The organism is Calidithermus chliarophilus DSM 9957, assembly GCF_000430045.1.
Lineage (GTDB): Bacteria > Deinococcota > Deinococci > Deinococcales > Thermaceae > Calidithermus > Calidithermus chliarophilus.
In genome coordinates this window covers 1,116,601-1,142,066 of the sequence record NZ_KE387023.1, presented here as the reverse complement: position 1 = coordinate 1,142,066, position 25,466 = coordinate 1,116,601, and the positions used below count along the sequence as shown (strand labels likewise).

The 25,466-nt window shown below is 68.1% G+C and carries 26 protein-coding genes and 1 riboswitch; of the genes, 13 read left to right on the top strand and 13 right to left on the bottom strand.

From position 1 onward, the window contains the following. Positions 1-234 precede the first annotated feature (234 nt). The 5 genes from MEICH_RS30420 to MEICH_RS0105450 all read right to left on the bottom strand — a co-directional run bounded on the left by MEICH_RS30420 (position 235) and on the right by MEICH_RS0105450 (position 3,881). Complete coding sequence (locus tag MEICH_RS30420) at positions 235-753, bottom strand: LuxR C-terminal-related transcriptional regulator (protein WP_051303937.1); 519 nt, start codon at positions 751-753, stop codon at positions 235-237. Between the two features lie 88 nt (positions 754-841). Beyond that, complete coding sequence (locus MEICH_RS0105465) at positions 842-1,555, bottom strand: hypothetical protein (RefSeq protein ID WP_027891778.1); 714 nt, start codon at positions 1,553-1,555, stop codon at positions 842-844. A gap of 48 nt (positions 1,556-1,603) precedes the next feature. Beyond that, positions 1,604-2,551 carry an acetyl-CoA carboxylase carboxyltransferase subunit alpha gene (locus MEICH_RS0105460; protein ID WP_027891777.1) on the bottom strand — a complete coding sequence of 316 codons (948 nt, stop codon included), beginning with the start codon at positions 2,549-2,551 and terminating at the stop codon, positions 1,604-1,606. Continuing rightward, positions 2,535-3,389, bottom strand: a complete 855-nt coding sequence (gene accD, locus MEICH_RS0105455) for an acetyl-CoA carboxylase, carboxyltransferase subunit beta (RefSeq protein ID WP_027891776.1) — start codon at positions 3,387-3,389, stop codon at positions 2,535-2,537. The genes MEICH_RS0105460 and accD overlap by 17 nt, the downstream gene beginning before the upstream one ends. Before the next feature lie 102 nt (positions 3,390-3,491). Then, positions 3,492-3,881 carry a bactofilin family protein gene (locus MEICH_RS0105450; RefSeq protein ID WP_027891775.1) on the bottom strand — a complete coding sequence of 130 codons (390 nt, stop codon included), beginning with the start codon at positions 3,879-3,881 and terminating at the stop codon, positions 3,492-3,494. Positions 3,882-4,006: 125 nt separating this feature from the next. After that, positions 4,007-4,129: riboswitch (cobalamin riboswitch) on the top strand. Positions 4,130-4,362: 233 nt separating this feature from the next. Here MEICH_RS0105450 and nrdI point away from each other — a divergent pair. From nrdI to MEICH_RS0105430, 4 genes are all read left to right on the top strand, one after another. Then, positions 4,363-4,734, top strand: a complete 372-nt coding sequence (gene nrdI / locus MEICH_RS0105445; RefSeq protein WP_027891774.1) for a class Ib ribonucleoside-diphosphate reductase assembly flavoprotein NrdI — start codon at positions 4,363-4,365, stop codon at positions 4,732-4,734. Beyond that, complete coding sequence (nrdE, locus tag MEICH_RS0105440; protein WP_027891773.1) at positions 4,715-6,793, top strand: class 1b ribonucleoside-diphosphate reductase subunit alpha; 2,079 nt, start codon at positions 4,715-4,717, stop codon at positions 6,791-6,793. Before nrdI ends, nrdE begins: the two co-directional genes overlap by 20 nt. Before the next feature lie 286 nt (positions 6,794-7,079). Further along, positions 7,080-8,069: a class 1b ribonucleoside-diphosphate reductase subunit beta gene (nrdF, locus tag MEICH_RS0105435; protein ID WP_027891772.1), complete on the top strand. Its 990-nt coding sequence runs from the start codon at positions 7,080-7,082 to the stop codon at positions 8,067-8,069. Positions 8,070-8,078: 9 nt separating this feature from the next. Further along, complete coding sequence (locus MEICH_RS0105430; protein WP_051303936.1) at positions 8,079-8,516, top strand: acyl-CoA thioesterase; 438 nt, start codon at positions 8,079-8,081, stop codon at positions 8,514-8,516. Here the strand turns inward: MEICH_RS0105430 and MEICH_RS0105425 are convergent. Further along, a complete protein-coding gene (locus MEICH_RS0105425; RefSeq protein WP_027891770.1) occupies positions 8,513-9,418 on the bottom strand; it encodes a M23 family metallopeptidase in 906 nt (301 codons plus the stop codon). The genes MEICH_RS0105430 and MEICH_RS0105425 overlap by 4 nt on opposite strands. A gap of 52 nt (positions 9,419-9,470) precedes the next feature. Next, positions 9,471-10,751: a thymidine phosphorylase gene (locus tag MEICH_RS0105420; protein WP_027891769.1), complete on the bottom strand. Its 1,281-nt coding sequence runs from the start codon at positions 10,749-10,751 to the stop codon at positions 9,471-9,473. Positions 10,752-10,789: 38 nt separating this feature from the next. On the opposite strand from MEICH_RS0105420, the gene MEICH_RS0105415 reads away from it, so the two are divergent. The 9 genes from MEICH_RS0105415 (at position 10,790) to lspA (ending at position 18,197) form a co-directional block, all read left to right on the top strand. Further along, complete coding sequence (locus MEICH_RS0105415; RefSeq protein ID WP_051303934.1) at positions 10,790-11,356, top strand: Uma2 family endonuclease; 567 nt, start codon at positions 10,790-10,792, stop codon at positions 11,354-11,356. A 113-nt stretch (positions 11,357-11,469) separates the two neighbouring features. Next, complete coding sequence (locus tag MEICH_RS0105410) at positions 11,470-12,699, top strand: NAD(P)/FAD-dependent oxidoreductase (protein WP_027891767.1); 1,230 nt, start codon at positions 11,470-11,472, stop codon at positions 12,697-12,699. A 302-nt stretch (positions 12,700-13,001) separates the two neighbouring features. Beyond that, positions 13,002-13,871: a GNAT family N-acetyltransferase gene (locus tag MEICH_RS0105405; RefSeq protein ID WP_157202621.1), complete on the top strand. Its 870-nt coding sequence runs from the start codon at positions 13,002-13,004 to the stop codon at positions 13,869-13,871. Positions 13,872-14,107: 236 nt separating this feature from the next. Beyond that, complete coding sequence (locus MEICH_RS0105400) at positions 14,108-15,040, top strand: vWA domain-containing protein (protein WP_027891765.1); 933 nt, start codon at positions 14,108-14,110, stop codon at positions 15,038-15,040. Between the two features lie 43 nt (positions 15,041-15,083). Continuing rightward, a complete protein-coding gene (locus MEICH_RS0105395) occupies positions 15,084-15,905 on the top strand; it encodes a sugar phosphate isomerase/epimerase family protein (RefSeq protein ID WP_084542334.1) in 822 nt (273 codons plus the stop codon). 40 nt (positions 15,906-15,945) lie between these two features. Next, on the top strand, positions 15,946-16,608 hold the full coding sequence (locus tag MEICH_RS0105390; protein ID WP_027891763.1) for a TetR/AcrR family transcriptional regulator: 663 nt from the start codon (positions 15,946-15,948) through the stop codon (positions 16,606-16,608). 116 nt (positions 16,609-16,724) lie between these two features. Beyond that, positions 16,725-17,183: a DUF2269 family protein gene (locus MEICH_RS0105385; protein WP_027891762.1), complete on the top strand. Its 459-nt coding sequence runs from the start codon at positions 16,725-16,727 to the stop codon at positions 17,181-17,183. Between the two features lie 9 nt (positions 17,184-17,192). Then, complete coding sequence (locus MEICH_RS23740) at positions 17,193-17,711, top strand: DUF4188 domain-containing protein (protein ID WP_051303932.1); 519 nt, start codon at positions 17,193-17,195, stop codon at positions 17,709-17,711. Positions 17,712-17,747: 36 nt separating this feature from the next. Then, the gene (gene lspA / locus MEICH_RS0105375; protein WP_027891761.1) at positions 17,748-18,197 is read left to right on the top strand and encodes a signal peptidase II; all 450 of its coding nucleotides are present in this window, start codon (positions 17,748-17,750) and stop codon (positions 18,195-18,197) included. 336 nt (positions 18,198-18,533) lie between these two features. Here the strand turns inward: lspA and MEICH_RS0105370 are convergent, their stop codons facing one another. The 6 genes from MEICH_RS0105370 to MEICH_RS0105345 form a co-directional block, all read right to left on the bottom strand. Beyond that, the gene (locus MEICH_RS0105370) at positions 18,534-19,325 is read right to left on the bottom strand and encodes an SDR family NAD(P)-dependent oxidoreductase (protein WP_027891760.1); all 792 of its coding nucleotides are present in this window, start codon (positions 19,323-19,325) and stop codon (positions 18,534-18,536) included. Positions 19,326-19,623: 298 nt separating this feature from the next. Further along, positions 19,624-20,475, bottom strand: a complete 852-nt coding sequence (locus MEICH_RS0105365; RefSeq protein WP_051303931.1) for an ABC transporter permease — start codon at positions 20,473-20,475, stop codon at positions 19,624-19,626. After that, positions 20,468-21,415: an ABC transporter permease gene (locus MEICH_RS0105360; RefSeq protein WP_027891758.1), complete on the bottom strand. Its 948-nt coding sequence runs from the start codon at positions 21,413-21,415 to the stop codon at positions 20,468-20,470. Before MEICH_RS0105360 ends, MEICH_RS0105365 begins: the two co-directional genes overlap by 8 nt. Before the next feature lie 200 nt (positions 21,416-21,615). Continuing rightward, positions 21,616-23,115, bottom strand: a complete 1,500-nt coding sequence (locus tag MEICH_RS0105355; protein WP_027891757.1) for an ABC transporter substrate-binding protein — start codon at positions 23,113-23,115, stop codon at positions 21,616-21,618. Between the two features lie 75 nt (positions 23,116-23,190). Next, positions 23,191-24,402: a M20 family metallopeptidase gene (locus MEICH_RS0105350; protein ID WP_027891756.1), complete on the bottom strand. Its 1,212-nt coding sequence runs from the start codon at positions 24,400-24,402 to the stop codon at positions 23,191-23,193. Beyond that, positions 24,392-25,381: a P1 family peptidase gene (locus MEICH_RS0105345; protein WP_027891755.1), complete on the bottom strand. Its 990-nt coding sequence runs from the start codon at positions 25,379-25,381 to the stop codon at positions 24,392-24,394. The genes MEICH_RS0105350 and MEICH_RS0105345 overlap by 11 nt, the downstream gene beginning before the upstream one ends. Between the last annotated feature and the right edge of the window lie 85 nt (positions 25,382-25,466).

Sequence of the window (25,466 nt, the reverse complement as noted above, 5' to 3'; positions counted from 1 at the left end):
TCCCGGCGGCGGCTAGGAGAAATTACCCAGTTATGCCAGATTCGGTCAGTCCGGTGCCGAAGGGTGACGTTTGCTTCGCCGGCCGTCAGGGAGGGGTGTGCCCTGGGGTTCAAAAAGATAGCCTCCGGGGGTCTTTGGATCGGATGACTATCTTTTTGAATCCGGTGTTACAACAGGACCTAGACAAAAGAACGGCCCTCGAGGGCCGTTTCGACGAGTTGTAGGGCTTTCACCTTACGGCAGCTCGACGCGCAGGCCCAGGTAGAGCAGGCCCACCTGCGAGCGGTTGTCGGCGCCGATCTTCTGCTTGAGGCTGTAGACCCAGTTGGACACCGTCTTGGGCTCGACCCGCAGCTCGCGGGCGATCTCCTTGTCGCTGAGGCCTTTGACCAGCAGGCGGGCCACCTGGCGCTCGCGCTGGGTGAGGGGTTCGGCGGCCTCGAGCCCCGGGGTGGGGAGCACCGCGCCCGAGGCGACGAGCTCGAGCACCTCCAGCATGCGCTGGGGGGAGACGGGCTCGAGCAGCACCGCCGCGGGGTGGTGGCCGGCGAGGTCGTGGAGGTAGTGGGGGGAGGCCGACTGCGTGGCGACGACACAGGGCGGCTGCAGCAGGGGGAGCACCTGGAGCGCGAAGCCTACGGGCTGGTCGAGCACCAGAGTGACCGGCTTGCTCAGGCGCACCGTGCCGTACAGGGCTTCGGCCGCCGAGCAGAGCCAGGGGGAGGAACCGTGGATGGTGACGCTCTTGGACATGGAGACTTGGCCTCCAAAAACCACCGAGTACAACGAGCCTATCTGTAGCCAAGCCAATTTTCAAGCGGTGGAATCGTTACGCGGAATGTTACGTGGAGGGCTCGAGGGCCGACGAGGCCACCACCTGCATCCCGGCGATCCACAACGAGGTGAAGCCGACCGTCACCCAGGGCGGGGGGTCGAAGCCGCCGATAATCCCGACGACGCGGGCTAAGCTCACCAGGGCCAGGCCCCACACCACCCGCAGCAAGCTCTCGCGCAGGCGGTTCTGCGACATCAGCGCGACCTGGTGGGCGAAGAGGAAGAACAGCGCGAAGGTGACGAAGGTGTAGAGCGTGACGGGGGTGAAGTAGGGCCGGAAGAGCCAGGCCACCAGGGTGCAGGCCGCGCCCGCGAGCAGCGAGCCGGCCACCGCGCGCCGGGCCACGCCCGGGCGGTACAGGCGCAGCCGCTCGAGGGCCCCCGGCAGGCCGAAGGCGTAGAAGGCCGCCGTGAGGGCCCCGGCCATGAACAGGCTCTCCTGCAGCCAGCCGGCGGAAACGGAGAAGGCGCGCTGGAAGGCCAGCAGCAGCTCGGCCGCCCCCAGCACCCCGGTGGCGACCCCCATGCCGTGCATCGCCCGCTGGATGGAAGCCGGCAGGTGGGCCGCCATGCGGAAGTACCCGGCGACGGCGACGAAGTTGGCGTAGGCGATGGCCCCGCTGAGCCACTGGGGCTGTTCGGTGATGGCCCACAGCCACAGGACCCAGTTGAGCCCCAGCGCCACGGCCCAGGCCTGGTTGCGCCGCAGAGTGGTGAGCATCAGGACAGTTTTGCCCGGCCCCGAGGAAGCGGGAAAGGGCAGTTTTACCTATTCGGCGTAGACGCCCAGGCCCCTGAAGCGCCGGTAGCGGTCCTCGAAGAGCTCCTCCGGGCCCAGGTCCTTGAGCTCGGCCAGGGCCTCCAGGAGCGCGGTCTTGAGGTTGGCGAGCGTGGCGGCCGGGTCGCGGTGGGCCCCGCCGCCCGGCTCGGGGATCACGCGGTCGACGACGCCGAGCTGCAGCAGGTCGGGGGCCGAGAGCTTGAGGGCCTCGGCGGCCTTGGCGGCCTCCTTGGAGTCGCGCCAGAGGATGGCGGCGCACGACTCCGGCGAGATGACGGAGTACCAGGCGTTCTCCAGGATCAGCACGCGGTTGCCCACGCCGATGGCGAGCGCCCCGCCCGAGCCGCCCTCGCCCAGGATCACCGCGATGGCGGGCACCCGCAGGCGGGCCATGCGCTGGATGCTCTGGGCGATGACCCAGGCCTGGCCGCGTTCCTCGGCGGAGATGCCGGGGTAGGCGCCGGGGGTGTCGATGAAGGCGAAGAAGGGCTGGCGGAAGCGGTCGGCCAGGTCCATCAGGCGCATGGCCTTGCGGTAGCCCTCGGGGTGGGGCATGCCGAAGTTGCGCTGGATGTTCTCCTTGGTGTCGCGGCCCTTCTGCTGGCCGCAGACCACGACCGGGGTGCCCTCGAGGTAGGCCAGCCCGCCCACGATGGCCGAGTCGTCGGAGAAGGTGCGGTCGCCGGAGAGCTCGAGGAAGTCCTGGAAGACCCCGTTGAGCACGTCGAGGGTGGTGGGTCGGCCGGGGGTGCGGGCGAGCTGAACCCGCTGCCAGCGGGAGAGGCTGCCGTAGGTGTCGCTCTGCAGCTTCTTGAGCCGCTCGCGCAGCACCGACAGCTCGCCCTCCAGGCCCACGCCGCTCTCCTGGGCGTACTTCTCGAGCTCGGCGATGCGGGCCTCGAGCTCGAGGATGGGCTTCTCAAACTCCAGCGGCACGGGCACCTCCTGCGAGCTGCTTGAGCACGCGCGCCACCGCCTCCTTCAGCATCCGGCGGTCGACGACCTTATCCACCATGCCGTGCTTGAGCAAAAACTCCGAGCGCTGGAAGCCCTCGGGCAGGTCCTGGCGGATGGTCTGCTTGATCACCCGGGGCCCGGCGAAGCCGATGAGGGCGCCCGGCTCGGCGAAGATCACGTCGGCGATGGCGGCGAAGCTGGCGGTGACGCCCCCGGTGGTGGGGTCGGTGAGGATGGAGACGTAGGGCAGGCGCTTGGCCCACAGCCGGTCGAGGGCCAGGGTGGTCTTGGCCATCTGCATCAGCGAGAGGGCGGCCTCCTGCATGCGCGCCCCGCCCGAGGCCGAGACGATCACCAGCGCGCGGCCCTCCTGGGCGGCGAGCTCGGCGCCGCGGGTGATCTCCTCCCCCACCACGCTGCCCATCGAGCCCCCGGCGAAGGCCGCGTCCATGACCATCAGCACGCTCGGCACGCCGCCGATCAGGCAGCGCCCGCCCACGATGGCGTCGGGGCGGCCGGCCTCCTTCTGGTAGCGCTCGAGGCGCTTGGCGTAGGGCTCGGTGTCGGTGAAGTGCAGCGGGTCGGCGGGCTTGAGGCGGGTGGTCTGCTCGAAGGAGCCGGCGTCGGCCAAGGACTCGATGCGGCGCATGGCCGGGAAGCGGATGTGGTGGCTGCACTTGGGGCAGACGTAGAGGTTCTGCTCGAGGTCTTTCTTGTAAATGGGCGCATCGCAGCTCGGGCAGCGCGTCCACAGCTCGGGGACGTCGCGGACTTCACCCTGGGTGCGCCGACGGCGGAACAAACGTTCGAGGGCCACAGCCCAACCACTTTACCGCTTTTGGCAGGGGTTTTGCCTTTACGCGGTCTAAGAAAATGCCCGGAGGGCCGTACAAATCGCCCTCCGGGCCGCCTGCGCGGCTTACTCGCTGGCCGTTTTGGACGGCTGGGGCAGCGCGGCCTTGACCTCCCCGGTCTGGCTGCGCCCGATGAACACCGCCCCCGCCTCGATGTCGAGCGCCCGCGCGCGCACGTCGCCCTCGAGCTGCCCGCTCTTGGTGAGGGTGAGCTTGCCCTCCACCGCGACGGCCGCCCGCACCTTGCCCTGCACGTGGGCGTTCTTGGCCTTGACCTGCTCGCCCTCGATAAAGCCGGTGGGCCCGATCTCGAGCTCGCCCTCCACCAGCACCGAGCCCCGCACCGTCCCGTCGATGCGCACCTGCCCCTTGGCCTTGAGGTTGCCCTCGAGCTCGGTGCCCTCGGCCAGGTAGGTCAGCGAAGCGTTGGGTGAAGACTTACCACGACTCAGCATCGGCTCAGTTTACCCCTCCCCCGGCCTCCGCCCGGTTCAGCCCAGGTCGGATGAAGGAAAGCCAAAGGAACCCCACAAACCTATGGACAAGGTACTCAACCTGTAGTAGATTTCTCGGCAGAGACCACAAGATGTGGCCTCTGGGTTTGGAGACAGGGGAAGTGCGGTGTGAATCCGCCGCTGTCGCGCAACGGTGATCGGGGCCCAACCCCGTAAGCCCGAACGCCTGCCCAGATCCTATTCCTCGCCCCCGCGTCAGGGGCGGAAAGGATGGTAAAGGTGAATCTCCCCCTACAGCTAAGCACCGCATAAAGGCGCATACGGCCAGCCTGTGGCTCGTAGCTCGTGGCTAGCCCGTGGGAAAGAGGGCAGGCACAAGGCCCATCTCTACAACGGGCGGCTATCGGCGTTTTGCGTTCGGCGTAGGACGCGCGACCCAATGGCTATCGACCATCGACCATCGACAATTCCGAGGTGACCCTTGCTCATCGTCTATGCTTCCAGAACCGGCAATGTCGAGCGCTTCGTGCGAAAGCTGCCCGCGCCCAGGCTGCTGCAAATTCGCACGGGTGAGGAGGAAGCCGGCGAGCCCTGCGTGCTCCTGACCTACACCACCGGGCTGGGTCAGGTGCCGCACGAGGTGGAGCGCTTCGCTCGGCGCAACCAGGCCCACATCCGCGCGGTGGCGGCCAGCGGCAACCGCAACTGGGGAAGCAACTACGCCAAAGCCGCCGACCAATTGGCCGCGGCGTATGGCTTCGAGGTGATCCACAAGTTCGAGCTTTCAGGACGCGCGGAGGACGTCGCGCGCTTTTGGGAAGGGGTGAGGGCGCTTGCGCTACCTCGAGCTTAACAGCGAAGTCTTGCAGAAGAAGGACGGCTTCTTCCAGCTCGAGCGCGACCGGGAGGCGCTGCGGGAGTTCGAGGCCGAAGCAGCCCGCAAGCTGCGTGCCTTCCCCCACCCCATCGCCCGCATGCGCGCCCTGATCGAGGAGGGCTATTACGAGGACTTCTTCGAGCGCTACAGCGAGGGGGCCATCGCCGAGCTCTCCGGGTTGGCCTACGGCTACGGCTTCGAGTTCCAATCCTTCATGGCGGCGTCGAAGTTCTACAAGGACTACGCGCTGCGCTCCGACGACAAGCGGCACTACCTCGAGCGCTACGAGGACCGGGTGCTGGCGGTGGCGCTGCACCTGGCCCAGGGCGACGTGGAGAGGGCCCGCGCCTACGTGCGGGCGATGATGGAGGGGCGCTACCAGCCCGCCACCCCCACCTTCCTCAACGCGGGCCGGGCCCGGCGCGGCGAGCTGGTCTCGTGCTTCTTGCTCGAGCTCGACGACAGCCTCAATTCCATCGGCTTCAACCTGAATGCGGCCATGCAACTCTCCAAGATCGGCGGCGGGGTGGCGCTCAACCTCTCCAAGCTGCGGGGCCGGGGCGAGCCCATCAAGGGGGTGGAGCACGCGGCCAAGGGCGTGGTCCCGGTGATGAAGCTGCTCGAGGACGCCTTCAACTACGCCGACCAGATGGGCCAGCGCAAGGGCGCGGGGGCGGTGTACCTCAACATCTTCCACTGGGACGTGGAGGAGTTTCTCGACACCAAGAAGATCAACGCCGACGAGAAGAGCCGCGTCCAGACCCTCTCGCTGGGCCTGATCGTGCCGGACAAGTTTTTCGAGCTCGCCCAGGCGGGCCGGGAGTTCTTCGTCTTCGCGCCCTACTCGGTCTACAGAGCCTTCGGGCAGCACCTCGACGACATGGACCTAGACCGCACGTACGAGCAGCTCGTGGCGCACCCTGAGGTGAAGAAGCGGCCCCTCGAGGCCCGGCAGATGCTCACGCGCATCGCTCAAACCCAGTTCGAGTCGGGCTATCCCTACATCGTCTACCGCTCCAACGCCAACGCGGCCAACCCGCTGAAGGGCATCGGGCAGATCAAGATGTCCAACCTCTGCACCGAGATCTTCCAGATCCAAAGCACCTCGGTGATCGGTGACTACGGCCAGCCCGACCTCATCGGCTACGACATCTGCTGCAACCTGGGCTCGCTCAACATCGCCGGGGTGATGGAGCGCAAGAACCTCCGGGAGAGCGTGCACACCGCCATGGACGCCCTCACCGCGGTGAGCGACCTCTCCGACATCCCCAACGCGCCGGGGGTGCGGCGGGCCAACGAGGAGTTCCACTCGGTGGGGCTGGGGGCCATGAACCTGCACGGCTACCTGGCCAAGAACCACATCCCCTACGAGTCGGAGGAAGCCCGTGACTTTGTGCGGACCTTCTTCATGGCGCTGAACTACTACTCCCTCGAGCGCTCCATGCTCATCGCCCGCCAAAAGGGGCGCACCTTCGCACAGTTCGAGAAGTCGGACTACGCCAGCGGGGCCTACTTCGAGCGCTACGAGCACACCGACTACCGCCCCCGCACCCAGACCGTGCGCAAGCTCTTCGAGGGCATCGCCATCCCCACCCCCGCCGACTGGAGCCGCCTGAAGGCCGAGGTCATGCGGCACGGCCTGTACCACTCCTACCGCCTGGCCGTCGCACCCACCCAGAGCATCAGCTACCTCCAAAACGCCACCCCCTCGGTCATGCCCGTCGTCGAGCCCATCGAGACGCGCACCTACGGCAACGCCACCACCTACTACCCCATGCCCTACCTCTCGCCCCAGACGCTTTGGTTTTACAAGTCGGCCTACGCGATGGACATGTACAAGCTCATCGACCTCGTCGCCGAGATGCAGCAGCACGTGGACCAGGGCATCAGCACCGTCCTCTACGTCACCAGCGAGACCAGCACCCGCGAGCTGGCGCGGCTTTACGTCTACGCCTGGAAGAAGGGCCTGAAAAGCCTTTACTACACGCGCACCAAGAACCTCGGCGTGGAGGAGTGCCTGGCCTGTGCGGTGTGAGCCGGTGGCCGGGGGCTTTGAGTCCTAATGCCGAACGCTAGACGCCACGCTGTAGGGATGGCCTTGTGCCTGCCCTCTTCATACCCGATTCGGTCAGCCCGACTGAAGTTATCCGCGTGGCGGAGGGCGATACCGCCCCTTGGAAGGGATGCGCTTGCTTCGCCGACCGTCAGGGAGGGGTGTGCTCTAGGATTCAAAAAGATAGCCTCTGAAGGTCTTTGGTTTGGATGACTATCTTTTTGAATCCGGTATTCACAGGCCACGAAATGTTAATAAGGAGACTCGAGTGCATAGCGATCCTCCAACCGACCAACCCACCTTCTCCGCCGTCAACTGGAACCAGCCCGACGACGCTTACACCAAGATGTTCTGGGACCAGAACGTGCGGCAGTTCTGGGTGGACGAAGAGATCCCCCTGGCCGACGACAAGCTGCCCTGGATGGCCCTCTCGCTCGAGGAGAAGAGGGTCTACGAGCACGTGCTGGCGGGGCTGACCCTGCTGGACACCGAGCAGGGCAGCGTGGGCATGCCCCTGCTCTCGCAGCACGTGGGCAGTGCCCAGGTCAGGGCGGTGATGGGCTTCATGGGGGCCATGGAGCACATGCACGCCAAGAGCTACAGCAGCATCTTCTCGACGCTGTGCACCTCGGCCCGCATCGAGGAGATCTTCGGCTGGGTGCGGCACAACCGCCTCTTGCAGGACAAGCTGGCTTTCGTGCACGAGCGCTACTGCAACGTCTGGGGCCAGAAGAGCCTCTACCTCGCCCTGTGCACGAGCGTGTTCCTGGAGTCCTACTTGTTCTACTCGGGCTTCTTCTACCCGCTGTTCTTAGCCGGGCAGGGCAAGCTGGTGAACTCGGGGGAGATCATCAACCTGATCATCCGCGACGAGTCCATCCACGGGGTCTACGTGGGGCTGCTGGCCCAGCAGGTCTTCGAACGCTTTAGCCACCGGGCCCAGAGCGAAGCACGCCAGGAAGCGCTGGGCATCCTCGAGCGGCTCGACCGGCTCGAGGCGCGCTACACCGCCGAGCTCTACGCCCCCATCGGGCTGGAGGAGCAGGTGACGCGCTTTTCCCGCTACAACGCCGACAAGGCCCTGATGAACCTGGGCCTGGAGCCCTGCTTCGGCGTGGGCGAGGAGCAGGTCAACCCGGTGGTGCTCGCCGGCTTGCGCACCCAGACCAAGAACCACGACTTCTTCTCCACCAAGGGCAACGGCTACGTCAAGGCCATCCGGGTCGAGCCCCTGCGTGATGAGGACTTCGTGTTCTGAAGGAGGAGCATGGGCCTGCCATCCCCCGCTCAAGCACTACCCCAGCCGCGCGCCGGCGTCACCCGCGCCGTGCACCTGGTGCTGCCGGGCGACTCCAACCACTACGGCAACCTCTTCGGCGGCACCGCCATGGCCTGGATGGACGAGGCGGCCTTCGTGGCCGCGACCCGTCACGCCAGGAGCAAGGTGGTCACGGTGCACGCCGACGCCCTCGACTTCCGCCACCCCGTCCCCCAGGGCTCAATCGTGGAGCTGGCGGCCTGGGTGAAGGCCACCGGGCGCACCTCGATGCGGCTGGAGGTGGAGATGTGGGTCGAGCCTATGGACAAAGAGGAGCGCGTGCTGGCCTGCCGGGCTGGGTTCGTGATGGTGGCCGTAGGCCCCGACGGCCGGCCTGTCCCGGTGCCGCCGCTCGAGGGGGCCGAGCCCGTGCCACGGATTCCCTAGGGCAAATACGCCCGTGGGTCCACCGCCACCCCGTAACGCATCACCGTGTAATGCAAGTGCGCGCCGGTCGAGCGGCCGGTCGAGCCCACCCAGCCCAGCACCTCGCCCGCCTCGAGCCGCTGCCCCACCCGCGCGCCCAGCCTCGAGAGGTGGCCGTAGAGGGTGCGGTAGCCGTAGCCGTGGTCGAGGGTGATGGACTGCCCGAAGGGGCCGTTCCAGCCCGCCTGGATCACCACGCCGGGGGCGGTGGCGTGGACGGGGGTGCCGTAGGGGGCGGAGAAGTCCAGGCCGTCGTGGAACTCGTAGCGGCGGCCGCCGAAGGGGTTGCGGCGGTTGCCGAAGTAGGAGGTGATGCGGGTGTGGCCGGGCAGGGGGTAGCCCCTGGGCAGGGCCTCCTCGCGGCGCAGGGTGGCGTCGAGGCGGCTCTCGAGCTCGCCCAAGTCGCCCGCCAGGCCGGTGAGCTGGTGCCGGGCCTGGAGGAAGAGGCTCCCAGGCTCGGGGGCCAGGGCCGCGCCGCCCTTAGGCTCCTTGGGGCTGCTGCGGGCGGGGGTGAGGCGGATCCGGGGCATCCCGGCGCGCTCGCGCAGGCGGTTGATCTCGGCCTCGAGGCTCTCCAGGCTCTTCATGACCTCCTGGGCCTCCTGGCTGAGAGCGTCGTTGCGGGTTTTCTCGGCCTCGAGCCGGAGGGTGAGCTGGCGGGCCTGGCCGGAGAGGCTCGACAGGCGCAGTTGCAGGCTGCGCATCTCGGCCGTGCGGTTCCACAGGTAGAGGTTGAAGGCGCTCCAGGCGGCCAGGAAGATCACGAGGGCTGCCGGGATCCAAACGGGCAGCGAGAAGGTGCGCGGGGCCGCGCCGGTGCGGGCCAGCCATAGGGTGTAACGGGCCGGTCGTCTGCGGCGCACGGGGGTGAGAATGACATGAAAGCCGCGGGCGGGTCAAGGCAATTTGACCGGATTAACCGCGGAGCACGTCGAGGATTAAGGGTGGATTGGGGGCTTCGGCGGCCAGGCGGTAGGCCCGGCCCAGGCGCTCGGCGGCCTCCTCCAGCCCCTTGCCCCGGTGGTGCAGCCGGGCCAGCACCTCCCCCTCCCGCACCCGGTCGCCCGGCTTCTTCGCCAGCCAGGCCCCCACGCCCAGGTCGATGGCCTCGCCCTTCTTCACGCGCCCGCCGCCCAGGGCCAGCACGCCCAGGCCCACCTCGAGCGCGTCCACCGCCGCCACCGCGCCGTCGTGCGGGGCCTTGAGCTCCCAGACCTCGGGGGCGAGCTCGAGCCGCTCGGGCTCCTCCACCACCTGCGCGTCGCCGCCCTGGGCCTGGAGGAACTCGCGGAACTTGGCGAGGGCGGCGCCCGACTCGAGCGCCTCCCGCGCGCGCGCGGGGTCCTTGCCCTCGGCCTCGAGCACCTCGGCGGCCAGGGCGAGGGCCAACTCGCGCAGGTCCTCGGCGCCCTCCCCGCGCAGCGTGGCGATGGCCTCGCGCACCTCGACGGCGTGGCCCACCGCGTGCCCCAGCGGGCGCTCCATGCTCGAGAGCACCGCCCGCACCTGCCGCCCCGCGCCCTTGCCGATGGCGATCATGGTCTGGGCCAGCCGGCGGGCGTCGTCGAGGGTCTTCATGAAGGCCCCCGCCCCCACCTTCACGTCGAGGACGATGGTGCGGGCCCCGGCGGCGAGCTTCTTGCTCATGATCGAGGAGGCGATGAGGGGCAGCGAGTCCACGGTGGCGGTCACGTCGCGCAGGGCGTAGAGCTTGCCGTCGAGGGGAGCGAGGTCCTTGGACTGCGCGGCAATCACCAGCCCCACCGTGCGGGCCAGCTCGTGAAAACGCTCCTCGCTGAGGTCGCCGCTCCAGCCGGGGACGCTCTCGAGCTTGTCGATGGTGCCCCCGGTGTGGGCCAGCCCCCGCCCCGACATCTTGGCCACCGTGCAGCCGCAAGCGGCCAGGATGGGCGTGACCACCAGGGTGGTCTTGTCGCCCACCCCGCCGGAGGAGTGCTTATCCACAGGGTGTGGATAAGCCGAGAGGTCGAGGCGGTGGCCCGAGTCGGCCATGACCTGGGTGAGCGCGGTGGTCTCCTCGGGAGTCATGCCGCGCCAGAACACCGCCATCAGCCAGGCCGAGACCTGGTAGTCGGGGATTTCGCCGCGCAGGTAGGCGGAGAGGAAGGCCTCGAGCTCTTCCCGGCTGTGGGCGTGGCCGTCGCGCTTGGCTTCGATGAATGCGACCGGGTTCATGCCCTCTAATCCTAACCGCCCTTGCTACAATTGAGCCCGTGCTAAAGACGCCGCCCCAACCCTCGGGGGACGAACGGCGCCACCGCTTCACGGTGGCCGAGTTCGAGAAAATGCACCGCGCCGGAGCCTTCCCGCAGGAGCTTCGCCTGGAATTGCTCGAGGGGGAGGTCTTCGAGATGCCGCCCATGGGCGACGATCACGTGGATAAACTCGCTGTGCTCAACGAAGAACTCGTCCTCAAGCTCCGGGAAAAAGCCCGAATTCTCTGCCAGGTGCCCCTACGCACTGCCGAGGAAACCAGCCTGCCCGAGCCGGACTTCGCCGTGATCGACAGGAATAGCTACCCGGGTGGCGTGCCCCACGCCGAGCAGGTGCGCCTGGTCGTCGAGATCAGCGACACGACGTTGGCCTACGACCGGGGCCGCAAGCTGCGGGTCTACGCCCGCAACAAGGTGCCCGAGGTGTGGATCTTGGACGTCAAGGGGAAACAGCTCGAGGTCTACCGCGACCCCCAAGGCGAGGACTACCGCAGCAAGCAGACCTACGACGAGGGCGACGAGGTGGCTCCCGCCGCCTTCCCCGAGACCCCCCTACGCTGGTGGTAACCCGGCCGGGCCGTCGTCGTGCGGGGCCCGGCTGCAGCCCGTTCCCCGGGTTCACGCTGCCCTAACGATCCCCCTAACGCCGCCTTGGCGTAGGCTAGGAATAGGAGTAGGCCGTGAAGACCGTAGACTTCCTCATCATCGGCGGCGGGGTGGTGGGCACCACCGTGGCGCTGGAGCTCAAGCGCCGCAACCCCAAGGCCAGCATCGCCGTGCTGGAAAAGGAAAACGACATCGCCGCCCACGGCTCGGGGCGCAACTCGGGCGTGCTGCACGCGGGCTTCTACTACACCGCCGACTCGCTCAAGGCCCGCTTCACCCGGCTGGGCAACGAGCGCTGGAAGGCCTTCGTGAAGGAGCAGGGCCTGAGCATCAACGAGTGCGGCAAGCTGGTGGTGACCAAGCACGAGGGCGAGCTCGAGGGCCTCAAGGAGCTCAAGCGCCGCGGCGACCTCAACGGGGTCGAGACCTACCTCATCAGCGAGCGGGAGGCCAAGGAGCTCGAGCCCCGGGTCAAGACCACCGAGCTGGCCCTGTGGTCGCCCAACACCGCCACCGTCAACCCCGTCGAGTGCATGAACGCGCTGGTGGCCGAGGCCCGCGCCCAGGGCATCGAGTTCCGGCTCTCCAGCCCCTACCTGGGCCGCCGGGGCAAGGCCGTGCGGACCCCCCAGGGCGAGCTCGAGGCCGGCTACGTGATCAACGCCGCCGGGCTGCACGCCGACGAGGTGGCCCACGACTTCGGCATCGGGCTCAACTACCGCATCCTGCCCTTCAAGGGCCTCTACCTCTACGGCTCGGAGCCCAAGGGCAGCCTCAAGCGCCACATCTACCCCGTCCCCGACCTGCGCAACACCTTTTTGGGCGTCCACTTCACCGTGACGGTGGACGGCAAGACCAAGATCGGGCCCACCGCCATCCCCGCCTTCTGGCGCGAGAACTACAACGGCCTGGAGGGCTTCGACCTCATGGAGGCGCTGGGCGTGCTGCGCGACGAGGCCATCCTGTTCCTGCGCAACGACTTCGACTTCCGGCGGCTGGCCTTCGAGGAGATCCGGAAGTACTCCCAGCGCTACCTGGTGGCCCAGGCCGCCCGGATGCTCGAGGGCACCCGCCCCGAGAACTTCCGCACCTGGGGCCGCCCCGGCATCCGGGCCCAGCTCTACGACCACCGGGCCAAGAAGCTGGTGATGGACTTCAACCTCGAGGGCAACGCCGAGGGGCTGCACGTGCTCAACGCCATCTCCCCGGCCTTCACCGCCGCCATGCCCTTCGCCGAGTACGTGGTGGACAAGGCCGAGGCGCTGATGGGCGGGAAAGCAAACTCGGAACAATTGATACGTTGATTTAAATACAATCATGAGGGAATTGGATGATGAACGTCTGGTCCAGACTAAGACTGGATGCGGCAATTTGGTCGATCTTCACTCTCATTGTTTAGAGCATCCCTAAGAACTTGTAGTAACCTGTACTCACCATCTCTAAAGCAGAGATGGTGAGTGTTTAATCTCAGGATCTGATACCGGATTCAAAATCATCATCCGATCCGAAGAGCCCCGGAGGCTATCTTTTTGAATCCTAGAGCCCTCCCTTCGGTCGGGTTAGTTCGCCGCCATCCGGCGCCGAACTAACCGAATCTGGTATGACAATGAAGATCAGAAACCCGGAACAAAGTGAATTGGCAGAATTTGTAGCGCTGAGGGGCCAAACTGACTCCAAGTCTGCCTTAAACAATCTGCTACTCAGGCTCGAAGTCCGGAAAACGCGAATTGAGGATCTATGGGTCTTGATTAATGGGAACAATAACATTCTAGCTGCCTTCAGCCTTTCCCATGTGTCCGGCACGACCCCGCTCAAGGTAGTAGCACCGCGCACAGCGGAAAACCTGGGGGATGAAGCGGCCCTCTTCCTCTTGGGGTGGTTGGCTGAGCAGCAAGGAGGCTCCCGGCTGAGCCTCAACCTGAGCTCTAAGCGCAATGACCCAAATCTGGTCGAGCTGGCCTATCGAAGTGGATGGGTGGAGGAGAGCCACGTCCTCGTCTATGCCGCTGACTTATCCGGGGTGAGCGGCTTTAAAGAACCCGAGTTTACCCAACCGTTTTCGATCGAAGAAATGCTCGACGAACGATTTGTTAGGTTCTACAGCCTGGTGACGAACATGGCTGATTCAGGCCAGGTGCGAAGCATATTGGAGGCGAAGACACAACACTACACGACCTACCAAGCTGTCGAAGGCTACAAGGTCGTGGATGCAACAGGACAGCTACTGGCTGCGGGTCTGGTCGGCCGGCAGAGGGAGGGCGTGGCGAGGATAGAACTGCTCGGCGTAATTCCCCCTCTTCGCGGACAGGGCTGGGGGGCCCGTTTGCACCGGTACTTAATGCATAAAGCCCGTCAGTTTGCTCCCCAGTACGTAGGCGCGACGGATTACGGCAACTATCCTATGCGGCGCATATTCGAGCTCAACGGCTGTACCTTCTCGGAAGAGCAGTGGACGTTGGTGAGAACCCACCAGTGAGCCCTAATATGCCCACTCGATAAAGCTGGCCCGGTTCACTGGGCCTTGGAGAAAGGTTCCTATTCCCGTAAATTTCGGGAGGCCGCACTTCCGGGTGTCCCTTAGGGGGCGGCTCGAGGCCCGGGGGGCGCTCATGCTCCTTCGGTCGGGGTGGCCCCTGACGAGGGGGGCGCTTTACTTGGTCAAGCGTGAGGGGGCTCCAACTTGGAAACGAGGGGCTGCCCTACCATGCATTCATGAGCTTCCAGGCTCCGCACCTCCTGCTGGCCCTGCTGTTGCTGCCGCTGCTGGCGTGGGTCTACTGGCGGATGGTGCGCCGGGAAGCCCGCGAGGGGTACGGGCTGCTGCCGGGCCTCGAGCGCTGGCGGCAGGCCACGGCGCACGGCCGTAACCCCAGGCGCTACCTGCCGCTGGGGCTCTACGGGCTCGCCCTGCTCCTGGGGCTGCTGGCCCTGGCCCGGCCGCAGGCGGTCATCCCCATGCCCGACGAGGGGGCCGGCATCGTGCTCGCCCTCGACGTCAGCGGGTCCATGCGGGCGCAGGACATCGCCCCCACCCGCCTGGAAGCCGCCAAGGCCGCCGCCAAGGACTTCGTGGAGCGGCTGCCCGACGGGATCAAGGTGGGGCTGGTGAGCTTCGCGGGGTACGCCGTCCTCAACGCGCCCCTCACCGGCAACCACGCCGAGGTGGTCGAGCAGATCGGCTACCTCGAGCGCCGCCCCAACACCGCCATCGGGGAGGGGCTGATGGAGAGCGTCCGGGCCTTCCCGCTGGGCGAGGACGGCAAGGTGCTGGGCTCGGCCACGGTGATCCTGCTCTCCGACGGGCAGAACCGCACCGGGATCGAGCCCGAGGAGGCCGCGCGGGAGGCCGCCAAGCTGGGCGTCGTGGTCCACACCATCGGGGTGGGGTCGGTGAACAGCTCCGACCCCAACGTGCCCTTCGCCGGGTTCGACGAGGCCGAGTTGCGGGGCATCGCCGACGTCACCGGGGGGCGGTACTTCGCCGTGGGCTCCGCCGAGCGGCTGCTCGAGGTCTACCGCGAGCTGCAGCGCCAGACGGTGTGGAAGCCCCAGCGCAGCGAGGTCACGGCGCTGTTGTGCCTGCTGGCCGGGGCGCTGCTGGCCTCGAGCCTGCTGCTCGCCAACTGGAACCGCCGGGTCATCTAGCATCTCATGCGGCGGGCCGGTATGACTGAGGGGCATGAAGCCGATGAACCGACGGCGATTCCTGCAGGGCGTGGCCGCGACGGCGCTGGCCGCGAAGGGCCTGGGCCGGGCCCAGAACACCCCGCGCCCCAGGGTCGGGCTCCAGCTCTACACCCTGCGCGACCTGCTGGGCGACCGCTTCAAGGAGACCCTCGAGCAGGTCGCGGCGATGGGCTACAAGGGGGTGGAGTTCGCCGGGGTCTACGGCGGGCTCAACCCCGGCGAGCTCAGGCGCTTCCTGGACGGGCTGGGCCTCGAGGTGGCCGGGCTGCACGTCCCGCTGGAGCAGCTCGAGCAGGGCCTCGACGGCCAGGTCGCGCTGGCCCGCGCCCTGGGCACGCCCTACCTGGTGTGCCCCTGGCTCGACGCGGGGCTGCGCGGCAGCGAGGCGAAGTGGCGCGAGCTGTTCGGGCGGCTCGAGCGGCTGGGCAAGGCCTGCCGGGCGGCGGGGCTCCGGCTGGTCTACCACAACCACGAGTTCGAGTTCGAGGAGAAGGTGGGGGGACGGCCCGCCTTCGACGCCCTCTTCGCCGCCGCGCCCAGCCTCGAGGCCGAGCTCGACGTCGCCTGGGCCCACGCCGGGGGCCAGGACCCGGCCGCCTACGTGCGCAAGTACACGGGCCGCCTGCCCCTGGTGCACCTCAAGGACCTCGAGGGGCGCCGGACGGTCGAGCTCGGGCGGGGCGAGGTGCCGGTCGAGGCCGCCGTGCGGGCCGCGCAGGCGAGCGGGGTGCGCTGGCTGCTCGTCGAGCAGGACGAGAGCGCCAGGCCGCTGGAGAGCGTGCGGGTGAGCCTCGAGTGGCTGCGTTCCAGGAAGCTCGTTTAGCAGTATTGACTAACTTAACACCGTAAAGTAAGCTGAGGCCGTGAGCGACCCCACGGCCACCCGGCAGGCCCGCATCCGCCAGCGCAGCGCCGAGCGGCGCGAGCAGCAGAAGCAGGAGCTGCGCCGCACCATCCTGGAAGCCGCTACCCGGCTCTTCGAGGAGCAGGGCTACGAGGGCTTCAGCCTGCGGCAGGTCGCCGAGGCCATCGGGTACTCGCCCACCGCCATCTACCTCTACTTCGCCGACAAGGACGACCTGCTCTTCGCCGTGTGCCAGCAGGGCTTCGCCGAGTTCACCGAGGCCCTGCAGCAGGCCTACCGCAGCACCCCCGACCCCCTCGAGCGCGTCGAGGCGCTGGGCCGGGCCTACCTCGAGTTCGGCCTCTCCCGCCCGCTGCACTACCAGATGATGTTCATGCAGCGCTCGGAGTGGGCGCTGCGGGCCAGCGCGCCCGCGGGCGAGGTGGAAGGCTCGACCTCCTACCACATCCTGCTCCAGGCGGTGACCGAGGCCATGAAGGCGGGCAAGATCCGCATGGGCGACCCCCTCGAGACCACCAACCTCGTCTGGTCGGGCATGCACGGCATCGTGTCGCTGGCGCTGAGCATGAAGGGCGTCGTGCCGCGCTGGGACAACCCCGCCGACGTGCGCCGCCTGGCCGGGCAGTTCATGGAGATGCTGGCTCGAGGGCTCAGCCCCTGATTTTTTTGGATCGCTCACTTAACAGCGTTAAGCATATGAATAGCGTAAGGAGGTAGGTATGAACGGGAACGAACAAAACGGTCGGGTAGGGGGCGTCGAAGCGGAGGGGGTGCGCCGTGGATAGCTACCTCCTGCTCAAGTCGCTGCACGTGCTGGGCGCGGTGATCTTCCTGGGCAACATCCTAGTGACCGCGCTGTGGAAGGTGCTGGCCGACCGCACCCAGAACCCGGCCATCGTGGCCTATGCCCAGCGGATGGTCACCGTCACGGATTTCGCCTTCACCGCGCTGGGGGTGGGGCTGATCATCGTCACCGGCGAGCTGATGGCCGGGCGCTGGGAGGGGGCTTCGTGGGTGGGCTGGGGCCGGGGGCTGTTCGTGGCCTCGGGCGTGATCTGGCTGGTGGCGCTCGTCCCCATCCAGGTCGCCCAGGCCCGCATGGCCCGCGCCTTCGCCCGGCAGGCGAGCATCCCCACGGCCTACTGGCGGCTGGCCAACTGGTGGGGCGTGTTCGGGGTCATCGCCACGGTGTTGCCGCTGCTCAACCTGTACTTCATGGTGTTCAAACCCGCGTGAGGTGGGAACATGGTGCAGATCGGGCGTTTTACCGCACGACACGACGGGCCGATGGTGGTTTTCCTCATCGGGATGCGGGTCAACAACTGGCTGCGCTGGCGCGAGTGGTTGCCGGTGGCGAGCGCGATGGGGCCCATGCAGGACTACCTACGCCGGTACCCCGAAAGCGGCTTCCTGGGGGCCAACGGCCCCTTCTTCAGCCCCAACTTCCGCGAGATCGTGACCGTGCAGTACTGGCGGAGCACCGAAGACCTCGAGCGCTTCGCCCGCCAGGACCCCCGCCTCCACCCCGAGGCCTGGCGGCGCTTCTTCCGGCAGTCCTTCAAGGGCGGGGCAGTGGGGATCTGGCACGAGACCTACCGGGTGGAGGCCGGGGCTTTCGAGAGCGTCTACGGCAACATGCCGCCGTACGGCCTGGCCAGGGCCACCGAGGCCGTGCCGGTGCGGGGAAGGCTCGAGTCCATGCGGGGTCGCCTGGGCGGGGCCTTGGGGGATTCCTCCCGGGAAAGCGCCGGGCCCGGCCCCTGAGTTGCAAGCTCATGTTCGCTCGAATAGACTCCCGCCATGCCGCTGTTCATCGTCCCGCTCCTGCTCGCGCTCGACCAGGTGTTCAAGCTGGCCGCGATCCAGAGCCTCACCGCCGGTTCCAGGACCGTCATCCCCGGGCTGCTCGACTTCACCCTGGTCTACAACACCGGCGCGGCCTTCGGGCTGTTCACGGGCGGGGCCCCGTGGCTCGCCTACATCAACGTGGTCGTGGGCTTCGGGATTCTGTACTACCTCTACCGCAACCCCCGGCTACCGGCCGTGCAGATGGTCGCCCTCTCCATGATCGTGGCGGGGGCCTGGGGCAACGCCATCGACCGCATCGGCCGCGGCTCGGTGGTGGACTACATCGACATGACCACCAACGTCGGCGTCATCCGCGACTTCCCCATCTTCAACCTGGCCGACATGTGCGTGGTGATCGGGGTGATCCTGTTGCTCCTGCCGCAGCGGCGCAGGAGGTGGTGATACCGGATTCAAAAAGATAATCACCCAAACTAAAGACCTTCAGAGGCTATCTTTTTGAATCCTAGAGCACTCCCTTCGGTCGGGTCAGTTCGTCCCCATTCGGGAACGAACTGACCGAATCTGGTATGAGTAGGGTCGTGTCGATAGTCGATAGCTGATAGCCGATAGCTAAACGCCCAACGCCGGGTGCGGGGCGTACGTCGTACGTCCTACGTCGTACGCCAGACGCAAGACGCAATACGCCTTGGCCCTCGACCCTCGACGCCGGCGGGGAAGGCCGGGGTGAGGTAGCCACGAGCCACGAACTACTAGCCCCAGGCTCCCCGAAACCCGTCTTCACAGCGGCGGGTTGAAGCGCCCGTCCACCGCGGTCCAGCCGCCGTCTACGAAGAGGATGGTGCCGGTGACGTAGGAGGAGGCCCTCGAGGCCAGGAAAACCACTGCGCCGGCGACCTCCTCGGGTTTGCCCCAGCGGCCGAAGACGCTCTTGGCGCCGTAGGCGGCGTACCACTCGGGCTGGTTCTTGATGGGGGCGGTGAGGGGGGTGTCGATCACGCCGGGGCCGATGGCGTTGGCGCGCACGCCGCGGGGGCCCAGCTCGGCGGCCAGGGCCCGCACCATCTGCACCGTGCCCGCCTTGGTCGCGGCGTAGACCCCCTGCCCCGGCTCCACCACCAGCGAGCGGATGGAGGAAAAGGCGATCAGCGAGCCCGAGCCTTGCCGGGCCATGGCCCGGCCCGCTTCGGCCAGGACGTGGAAGGTGCCCTTGAGGTTGAGCATGACCACCCGCTCGAACTCCTCGTCGGTGTACTCGAGCAAGGGCTTGCGCACGTTGATGCTGGGGGTGGTCACGGCGGTGTCCAGGCGGCCGTAGCGCCCCACGATCTCCTCCACCCGCGCCCGCACCGCCGCGCCGTCGAGGATGTCGAGCTCGACGGCTTCGGCTTCCCCGCCCGCCGCCTGGACGCGCTCGGCGGTCTGCCGGGCGGCCTCGAGCCGCGCGTCGGCCACGACCACCCGCGCCCCGTGGGCCGCCAGGGCCTCGGCCGAGGCCTGCCCGATGCCCGAACCCCCGCCCACCACCAGTGCGACCTGCCCCTCGAGGCGAAACATGTCGGCGTAATTCATCGAGTTCCTCCTTTGGTTCGACCCAGCTTAACGCTAAAGGGGGTGTGTGGGGCGGTGATGGTCGATGGTCGATGGTCGATAGCCGATAGCCGATAGCCGAACGCCCAACGCCAAACACCCCTTCTTCACCCCCCTTAGCAAGGGGGGCAGGGGGGATACCCCCTCCCCGCAGGCGGGGAGGGTTGGGGTGGGGTCCCTTTCACCACTAGCCACAGGCCGCGGGCCTCGAGCCTTTTGCTTATGGCTGACGGCTGACGGCTGATAGCTGACGGCTCCCCAGGTCCCCCACGGGCCCCCTCTAGCGGTTCTGCCGCCTGGGGTCGAGCCAGTCGCGCAGGCCGTCGCCGAGGAGGTTGAAGCCGAGGACGGTGAAGGCGATGGCCAGGCCGGGCCACAGGACCGGGAAGACGGAGAGTTCCTGGTAGCTCTGGGCCTCGCGGAGCATGCGGCCCCAGCTCGCGGTGGGGGGCTGGGTGCCCAGGCCCAGGTAGGAAAGGCCGGCTTCGGCGAGGATGGAGGCGGCGAAGGCCAGGCTGGCCTGCACGACCAGGGGGCCCAGGATGTTGGGCAGCACGTGGCGGGCGATGATGCGGGCCGAGCCCACGCCCAGGGCTCGAGCCGCCTCCACGTAGGGCTGGGCCTTGACCGCCAGCACCCCGGCCCGGGCCAGCCGCGCGAAGGCCGGCACCGCCGCGATGCCGATGGCGGCCATCGAGCTGGTGGCGCCGGGGTTGAACACCGCCGCGAAGAGCAGCGCGAGCAGCAGCGCTGGGAAGGCGTAGAGGCTGTCGAGGAGGAAGGTGAGGAGGGAGTCGAGCCAGCCACCGAAGTAGCCCGCCAGCATCCCCAGCAGCACCCCCAGCGACAGGCCGATGCCCACCGCGATCACGCCCACGTAGAGGGCGTTCTCGGCCCCGGCCAGCACCCGGGCGAGCAGGTCGCGGCCCAGCAGGTCGGTGCCCAGGGGGTGCTGGGCCGAGGGGGGGGCGAGGCGGTCGGGGCCGGTGGCGTCGGGGTCAGTGGGGTTGAGCCAGCCCGCGACCATGCCCAGCAGCACCAGCACGATGACGGCCCCGCCGAGCTTGACCGCCAGGGGCAGGCGGTGCCAGAGGCCCCGGCGGGCAGGCAGAGGGGCGTTCGCTTCAGGCATAGCTCACCCGGGGGTCGAGGTAGGCGTAGAGCAGGTCCACGATCAGGTTCACCAGCACGATGAAGGCCGCCAGCACCACCACGATGCCCTGCACCAGCGGGAAGTCGCGGGCGTTGATGGCCGTGAGCGAGAGCGAGCCCAGCCCCGGCAGCCCGAACACCGTCTCCACGATCACCGCGGCGATGAGGAGCTGGGAGAACTCCAGCCCCAGCACCGTCACCACCGGCAAGGCCGCGTTCTTGAGGGCGTGCTTGTAGAGCACCTTGCGCTCGGCGAGCCCCTTGGCGCGGGCGGTGCGGACGTAGTCCTGCGAGAGCACCTCGAGCACGCTCCCCCGCACCATGCGCACCAGCAGCGCCGAGCGGGAGAGGGTGACGGTGAGGATGGGCAGCACCAGGGCCAGCAGCGCCCGCTGGGGGTCGCGCCAGCCGTCGATGGGGAAGCTGGTGGGCAGGGGCAGGTCGAGCCGCACGATGAAGAGGTAGATGAACATCAGGCCTACCCAGAAGGAGGGGAGCACGATGCCCAGCAGGGCCGCGGTGGAGATGCCCACGTCGAGCCAGCTCCCCGCCCGCCGCGCCGCCAGCACGCCCAGCGGCACGCTGATGAGGGTCGCCAGCAGCAGCGAGAACACCACCACCGGCAGCGTCACGCTCAGGCCGCGGGCGATCTCGGTGCGCACCGGCGAGCTGTAGCGGATCGACTCGCCCAAGTCGCCCTGCAAGGCCCCGGCGTACCACAGCAGGTAGCGCTCGAGCGGCGGCTTGTCCAGCCCCAGCCGGGCCTGCAGCGCCGCGATGCGCTCGGGGTCGGCGCCGAAGCCCAGGATGATGGAGGCCGGGTCGCCGGGGATGACGAGCAGGGCCAGGAAGACCAGGCTCGAGGCCAGCCACAGCGTGGCCAGGGCGACGGCGAAACGGCGCGCGAGGTAGGACCACATAACAGCGCTGCCGATAGCTTATACCGGATTCAAAAAGATAATCATCCAACCCAGAACCCTGGAGGCTATCTTTTTGAATCCTAGAGCACTCCCTTCGGTCGGGTTAGTTCGTCACCGTTCGGTGACGAACTAACCGAATCTGGTATTATAGCTGATAGCGAAAAGCTACTGGCTACCGGCTATTGACCATCAGCTACCGGCTACCTGGCCAGGTACACCTCGGCCAGCAGGATGCCGGGGCTCAGCGAGGCGCCGGGCCAGTTCATCACGTTGGCGCGGTAGGCGCCCAGCGCGGGCAGGCTCATCGTCCAGATGCTCACCGCGTCCTCGGCCAGCTTGCGCTGCATGGCCTTGAGCGCGTCGCACGACTTCTTGGGGTCGTTGGAGCGCAGGTAGGTGGTGTAGAGCTGCTGCACCTGCGGGCTGTTGTAGCGCCAGTAGTAGCCCGGGTTGGCGTAGCGCCCGATGTCGTTGGCCTCGACGTGGCCGATGATGGTCATCTGGTAGTCGGCGGCGACGAAGGCCCGCTGGATCCAGGTGCCGAAGTCGACGACCTGGATGTTGACCTGCACCACGCCCAGCCGGTTGAGCTGCGCGGCCAGGGCCTCGCCGATGCGGCGCTCGTAGGGGAACTCGGCGGCCAGGGTGAAGGTGAAGCGCAGGGGGTTCTGGGCGTTGAAGCCGGCCTCGGCCAGCAATTGGCGCGCGCGGTTGGGGTCGTAGGCGTAGAAGCCCGAGAGGTCCTCGTAGCAGGCTTCGCCCGGCGAGCGCATCGAGCCGATCTTGGTGCCGTAGCCCAGCATGGCGCTCTGGATCAGCTCGTCCTTGTTGACCGCGTACTGCATGGCCCGGCGCACCCGCACGTCGTTGAAGGGGGCGCGGGAGTTGTTCATCGAGGCCACGGCCTCGGCGGTGCCGCTGCCGCTGAAGACCTTGAAGCGGGCGTCGCGCGCGAGGATCTGGGCGTTCTCGGGCAGCATGGAGTAGGCGATGACGTCGATGTCGCCCGCGCGCAGGGCCGCGAGCTGGGCCTCGCCGTCGCCGAGGAAGCGGAAGTTGACCCGGTCGAGGTAGGGCAGGTTGGGGATGTAATAAGCCTCGTTGCGCTCGAGCCGCACCCCCACCCCGCGCTCCCAGGCCACGAAGCGGAAGGGCCCGGTGCCGACGGGCTTGACCTTCTGGTCCTCGAGCTTGCGCTCGCGCGGCCCGATGGTGCTCTCGGGCAGCGAGAGCACGAAGAGGAAGTCCTGGTTGGGCTGCTTGAGGGTGAAGGTCACCGTCGAGGCGTCGGGGGCCGTCACCGAGGCGATGTCGCGGTAGATCTCGGGGCGGATGTGGCCGCTGCGCTTGGTGTCGGGGTCCTTGGCGCGGTTGAACTTCGCCACCACGTCGGCGGCGTCGAAGGGCGTGCCGTCGTGGAACTTCACGCCCTTGCGCAGGGTGAAGGTGTAGGTCAGGCTGCTGGCCGAGACCTTCCAGCGCTCGGCGAGGGCGGGCACGATCTCGCCCTTGGCGTTGCGCTTGACCAGCCCCTGCAGCACGTTGTCGTAGACCATGCGGGCGATGTCGGCCCCGGCGGCCTGGCTGGGGTCGAAGACCGTGGGCTCGGTCTGCAGCGCCACCGTGAGCGTGCCCCCCCGGTTCTGCGCGAAGACCAGGCCCAGGAGCAGGAACAGTGCCCAAAACCAACGTTTCGTCATCTTTACCCTCCTTCAATGTGAGGTTCTCAAGATGCCCCAAAAGACCGTCGCCGCGGCGGACCTACCGTCCGCGATTCAGTCCCTGTAGAGCATCAGAACGGAAATCGCGGTGTATAGTCGCGCCGCGGCGACGAGATCGTCTATCTCTACGAACTCGTTGGCCTGGTGGGGCGTTCTCCGCCCACCCGGCCCGATGGTGACGATGGGGAGCTTGGCCCAGGCCCAGAGATACGTCCCATCGGTCGCGCCCGGAACTCCACCATAACACACCGGCAGGCCCAGTAAAGAGAGGGCCTGCTCGGTGGCCCGCACCACCGGCTGGGCGGGGTCGGTGTGGGTGGCGGGGCGGTCCTCGAAGACCTCGAGCCCCGCCCGCACCCCCGGGAAATTCCGCATGCACTCCTCGCACTCGGCCTCCAGCCGCCGGCGGATGGCGGCGTGGTCGTGGTCGGGGTTGGTGCGAACGTCGAGCCCCACGCGGGCGTGGCCCGGCATCACGTTGAACTGCCCCTCGCCCGCGCTGGCCTCGAGCACCGTGGGGGTGACCCAGCCCTTGCCCAGGTGGGGGTGATCGGGAGTGCGCTGCAACCATGACTGCACCTCGGCCATGCGGCCCACGAACCACGCGGCGGCGGGCAGCGGGTTGACCCCGGCGTAGGGCATGGCCCCGTGGGCCATGCGGCCCTCGAAACTCGCCCACACCCGCATGGCCCCCTTCTGCACCAGGCAGACCTCGAGCTCCTCCGGCTCGCAGATGACGGCCCCGGCGAAGCCCTCGGCGTAGCCCGCCCTCACGAAGGCCTTGATGCCCCCCATCAGGCCCTCCTCGTCACAGGGGATGCACAGCCGCAGGGTGCGCGGGGGCTCGCCCAGCACCCGCTCGAGCGTCGCCGCCGCGACGACGGCGGCCGCCAGCCCGCCTTTCATGTCGCAGGAGCCGCGCCCGTAGAGCCGGCCGTCTTGGATGAGCCCGGCGTAGGGCGGCACCTGCCAGTCCTCCAGCCGCCCGTGGGTCACCACGTCGGTGTGGCCCTCGAGGATCAGGCCCCCGGGCCCTGAGCCCAGGTCGGCGATGAGGTTGGGGCGGCCCGGGGCGACGGGCTGGACGTGCGTCTTGAAGCCGCGTTCGCGCAGGTAGGGCTCGAGGTAGTCCACCACCGGCTGCTCGCCGGGGCCGGGGTAGTAGCTCTCGATCTGCACGAGCTTCTGGGCCAGCCGCACCACCTCTTCGGCGTCCACCGCTTCGGCGGCGCGGCGGGCGAGGGCGGCGAGGTCCTCAGGCGTCATAGACCTCCCGGTAGCAAAGCAGCCCCTCCACCGAGCGCGCGTGCAGCACGCCGTGGATCAGCGCCCGGGCGAAGACGTCGGCGGCGACGGCGCCCAGGCGGCTCAGCTCGGCGGGGGTCCGGACCTCGAGCTCGCCCGTGCCCAGCGCGAAGATCACGTCGCCGTCGAACATGGTGTGGGCGGGGGTGACGGCGCGGGCGATGCCGTCGTGGGCCATCATCGCCACCTTCTGGGCCTGGGCCTTGGTGAGGCGGGCGTTGGTGGCCACCACCCCGATCACGGTGTTGGAGACCTGGAGGGGGCTGCCGAACATGCCGGAGTAGTCCGGGGGGCTCAGGAGCGGGCGCGGGGGGTGCTTGAGGCCGAACTCGCCCCCGAGCTCGAGCCAGCGCCCGTAGAGCTCGCCGCTGGCGGGGTCCCAGGCCCGCCCGTGGGCGTTGGCCCCCACGACGGCCCCCACCCGCAGCCCGTCCTCCAGCACCACGCTCGCCGTGCCTAAGCCGCCCTTGAGCCCCCCGGTCTTGGCCCCGGTGCCCGCCCCCACGTTGCCCTGCTCCACCGGGCCGTCGTGGGCCTGCGCCGCCGCCTGGTAGCCCTGCTCGAGCCCCGGCCGCACCGTGTGGCTGCCCACGCCGAGGTCGAAGAGCACCGCCGCGGGCACGATGGGCACCACCGCGTGCTCGCCGACGGGGTAGCCCAGGCCGCGCTCCTCGAGGTAGCGCAGCACCCCGCCCACGGTCTCGAGGCCGTAGGCGCTGCCCCCCGAGAGCACCACGGCCTGCACCTGCTCGACGAGGTTGGCGGGGTGGAGCAGGTCGGTCTCGCGGGTCCCCGGCGCGCTGCCGCGCACGTCGACCCCGGCCACCGCGCCGCCCTCGACCAAGACCACGGTGGCCCCGGTGAGGTGAAGGGCGTCGGTGTAGTGCCCCACCTTGACCCCCGGCACGTCGGTAATGGCGTTGAACGGCCCTGGTTTCATCCGGCTGGCCCCAGCATACCGCCAAAAGGGCGGCGGCAGGAAAGAAGGACTCCACGAAGCCGCGGCGGGGGCTCAGGCCCCCGCC

Coding starts and splice junctions, on each gene's coding strand:
- MEICH_RS30420 (WP_051303937.1), bottom strand. CDS start 753: ATGTCCAAGAGCGTCACCATCCACGGTTCCTCCCCCTGGCTCTGCTCG.
- MEICH_RS0105465 (WP_027891778.1), bottom strand. CDS start 1,555: ATGCTCACCACTCTGCGGCGCAACCAGGCCTGGGCCGTGGCGCTGGGG.
- MEICH_RS0105450 (WP_027891775.1), bottom strand. CDS start 3,881: ATGCTGAGTCGTGGTAAGTCTTCACCCAACGCTTCGCTGACCTACCTG.
- MEICH_RS0105430 (WP_051303936.1), top strand. CDS start 8,079: ATGGGCCTGCCATCCCCCGCTCAAGCACTACCCCAGCCGCGCGCCGGC.
- MEICH_RS0105420 (WP_027891769.1), bottom strand. CDS start 10,751: ATGAACCCGGTCGCATTCATCGAAGCCAAGCGCGACGGCCACGCCCAC.
- MEICH_RS0105405 (WP_157202621.1), top strand. CDS start 13,002: ATGAAGATCAGAAACCCGGAACAAAGTGAATTGGCAGAATTTGTAGCG.
- MEICH_RS0105400 (WP_027891765.1), top strand. CDS start 14,108: ATGAGCTTCCAGGCTCCGCACCTCCTGCTGGCCCTGCTGTTGCTGCCG.
- MEICH_RS0105395 (WP_084542334.1), top strand. CDS start 15,084: ATGAACCGACGGCGATTCCTGCAGGGCGTGGCCGCGACGGCGCTGGCC.
- MEICH_RS23740 (WP_051303932.1), top strand. CDS start 17,193: ATGGTGCAGATCGGGCGTTTTACCGCACGACACGACGGGCCGATGGTG.
- lspA (WP_027891761.1), top strand. CDS start 17,748: ATGCCGCTGTTCATCGTCCCGCTCCTGCTCGCGCTCGACCAGGTGTTC.
- MEICH_RS0105370 (WP_027891760.1), bottom strand. CDS start 19,325: ATGAATTACGCCGACATGTTTCGCCTCGAGGGGCAGGTCGCACTGGTG.
- MEICH_RS0105365 (WP_051303931.1), bottom strand. CDS start 20,475: ATGCCTGAAGCGAACGCCCCTCTGCCTGCCCGCCGGGGCCTCTGGCAC.
- MEICH_RS0105360 (WP_027891758.1), bottom strand. CDS start 21,415: ATGTGGTCCTACCTCGCGCGCCGTTTCGCCGTCGCCCTGGCCACGCTG.
- MEICH_RS0105355 (WP_027891757.1), bottom strand. CDS start 23,115: ATGACGAAACGTTGGTTTTGGGCACTGTTCCTGCTCCTGGGCCTGGTC.
- MEICH_RS0105350 (WP_027891756.1), bottom strand. CDS start 24,402: ATGACGCCTGAGGACCTCGCCGCCCTCGCCCGCCGCGCCGCCGAAGCG.
- MEICH_RS0105345 (WP_027891755.1), bottom strand. CDS start 25,381: ATGAAACCAGGGCCGTTCAACGCCATTACCGACGTGCCGGGGGTCAAG.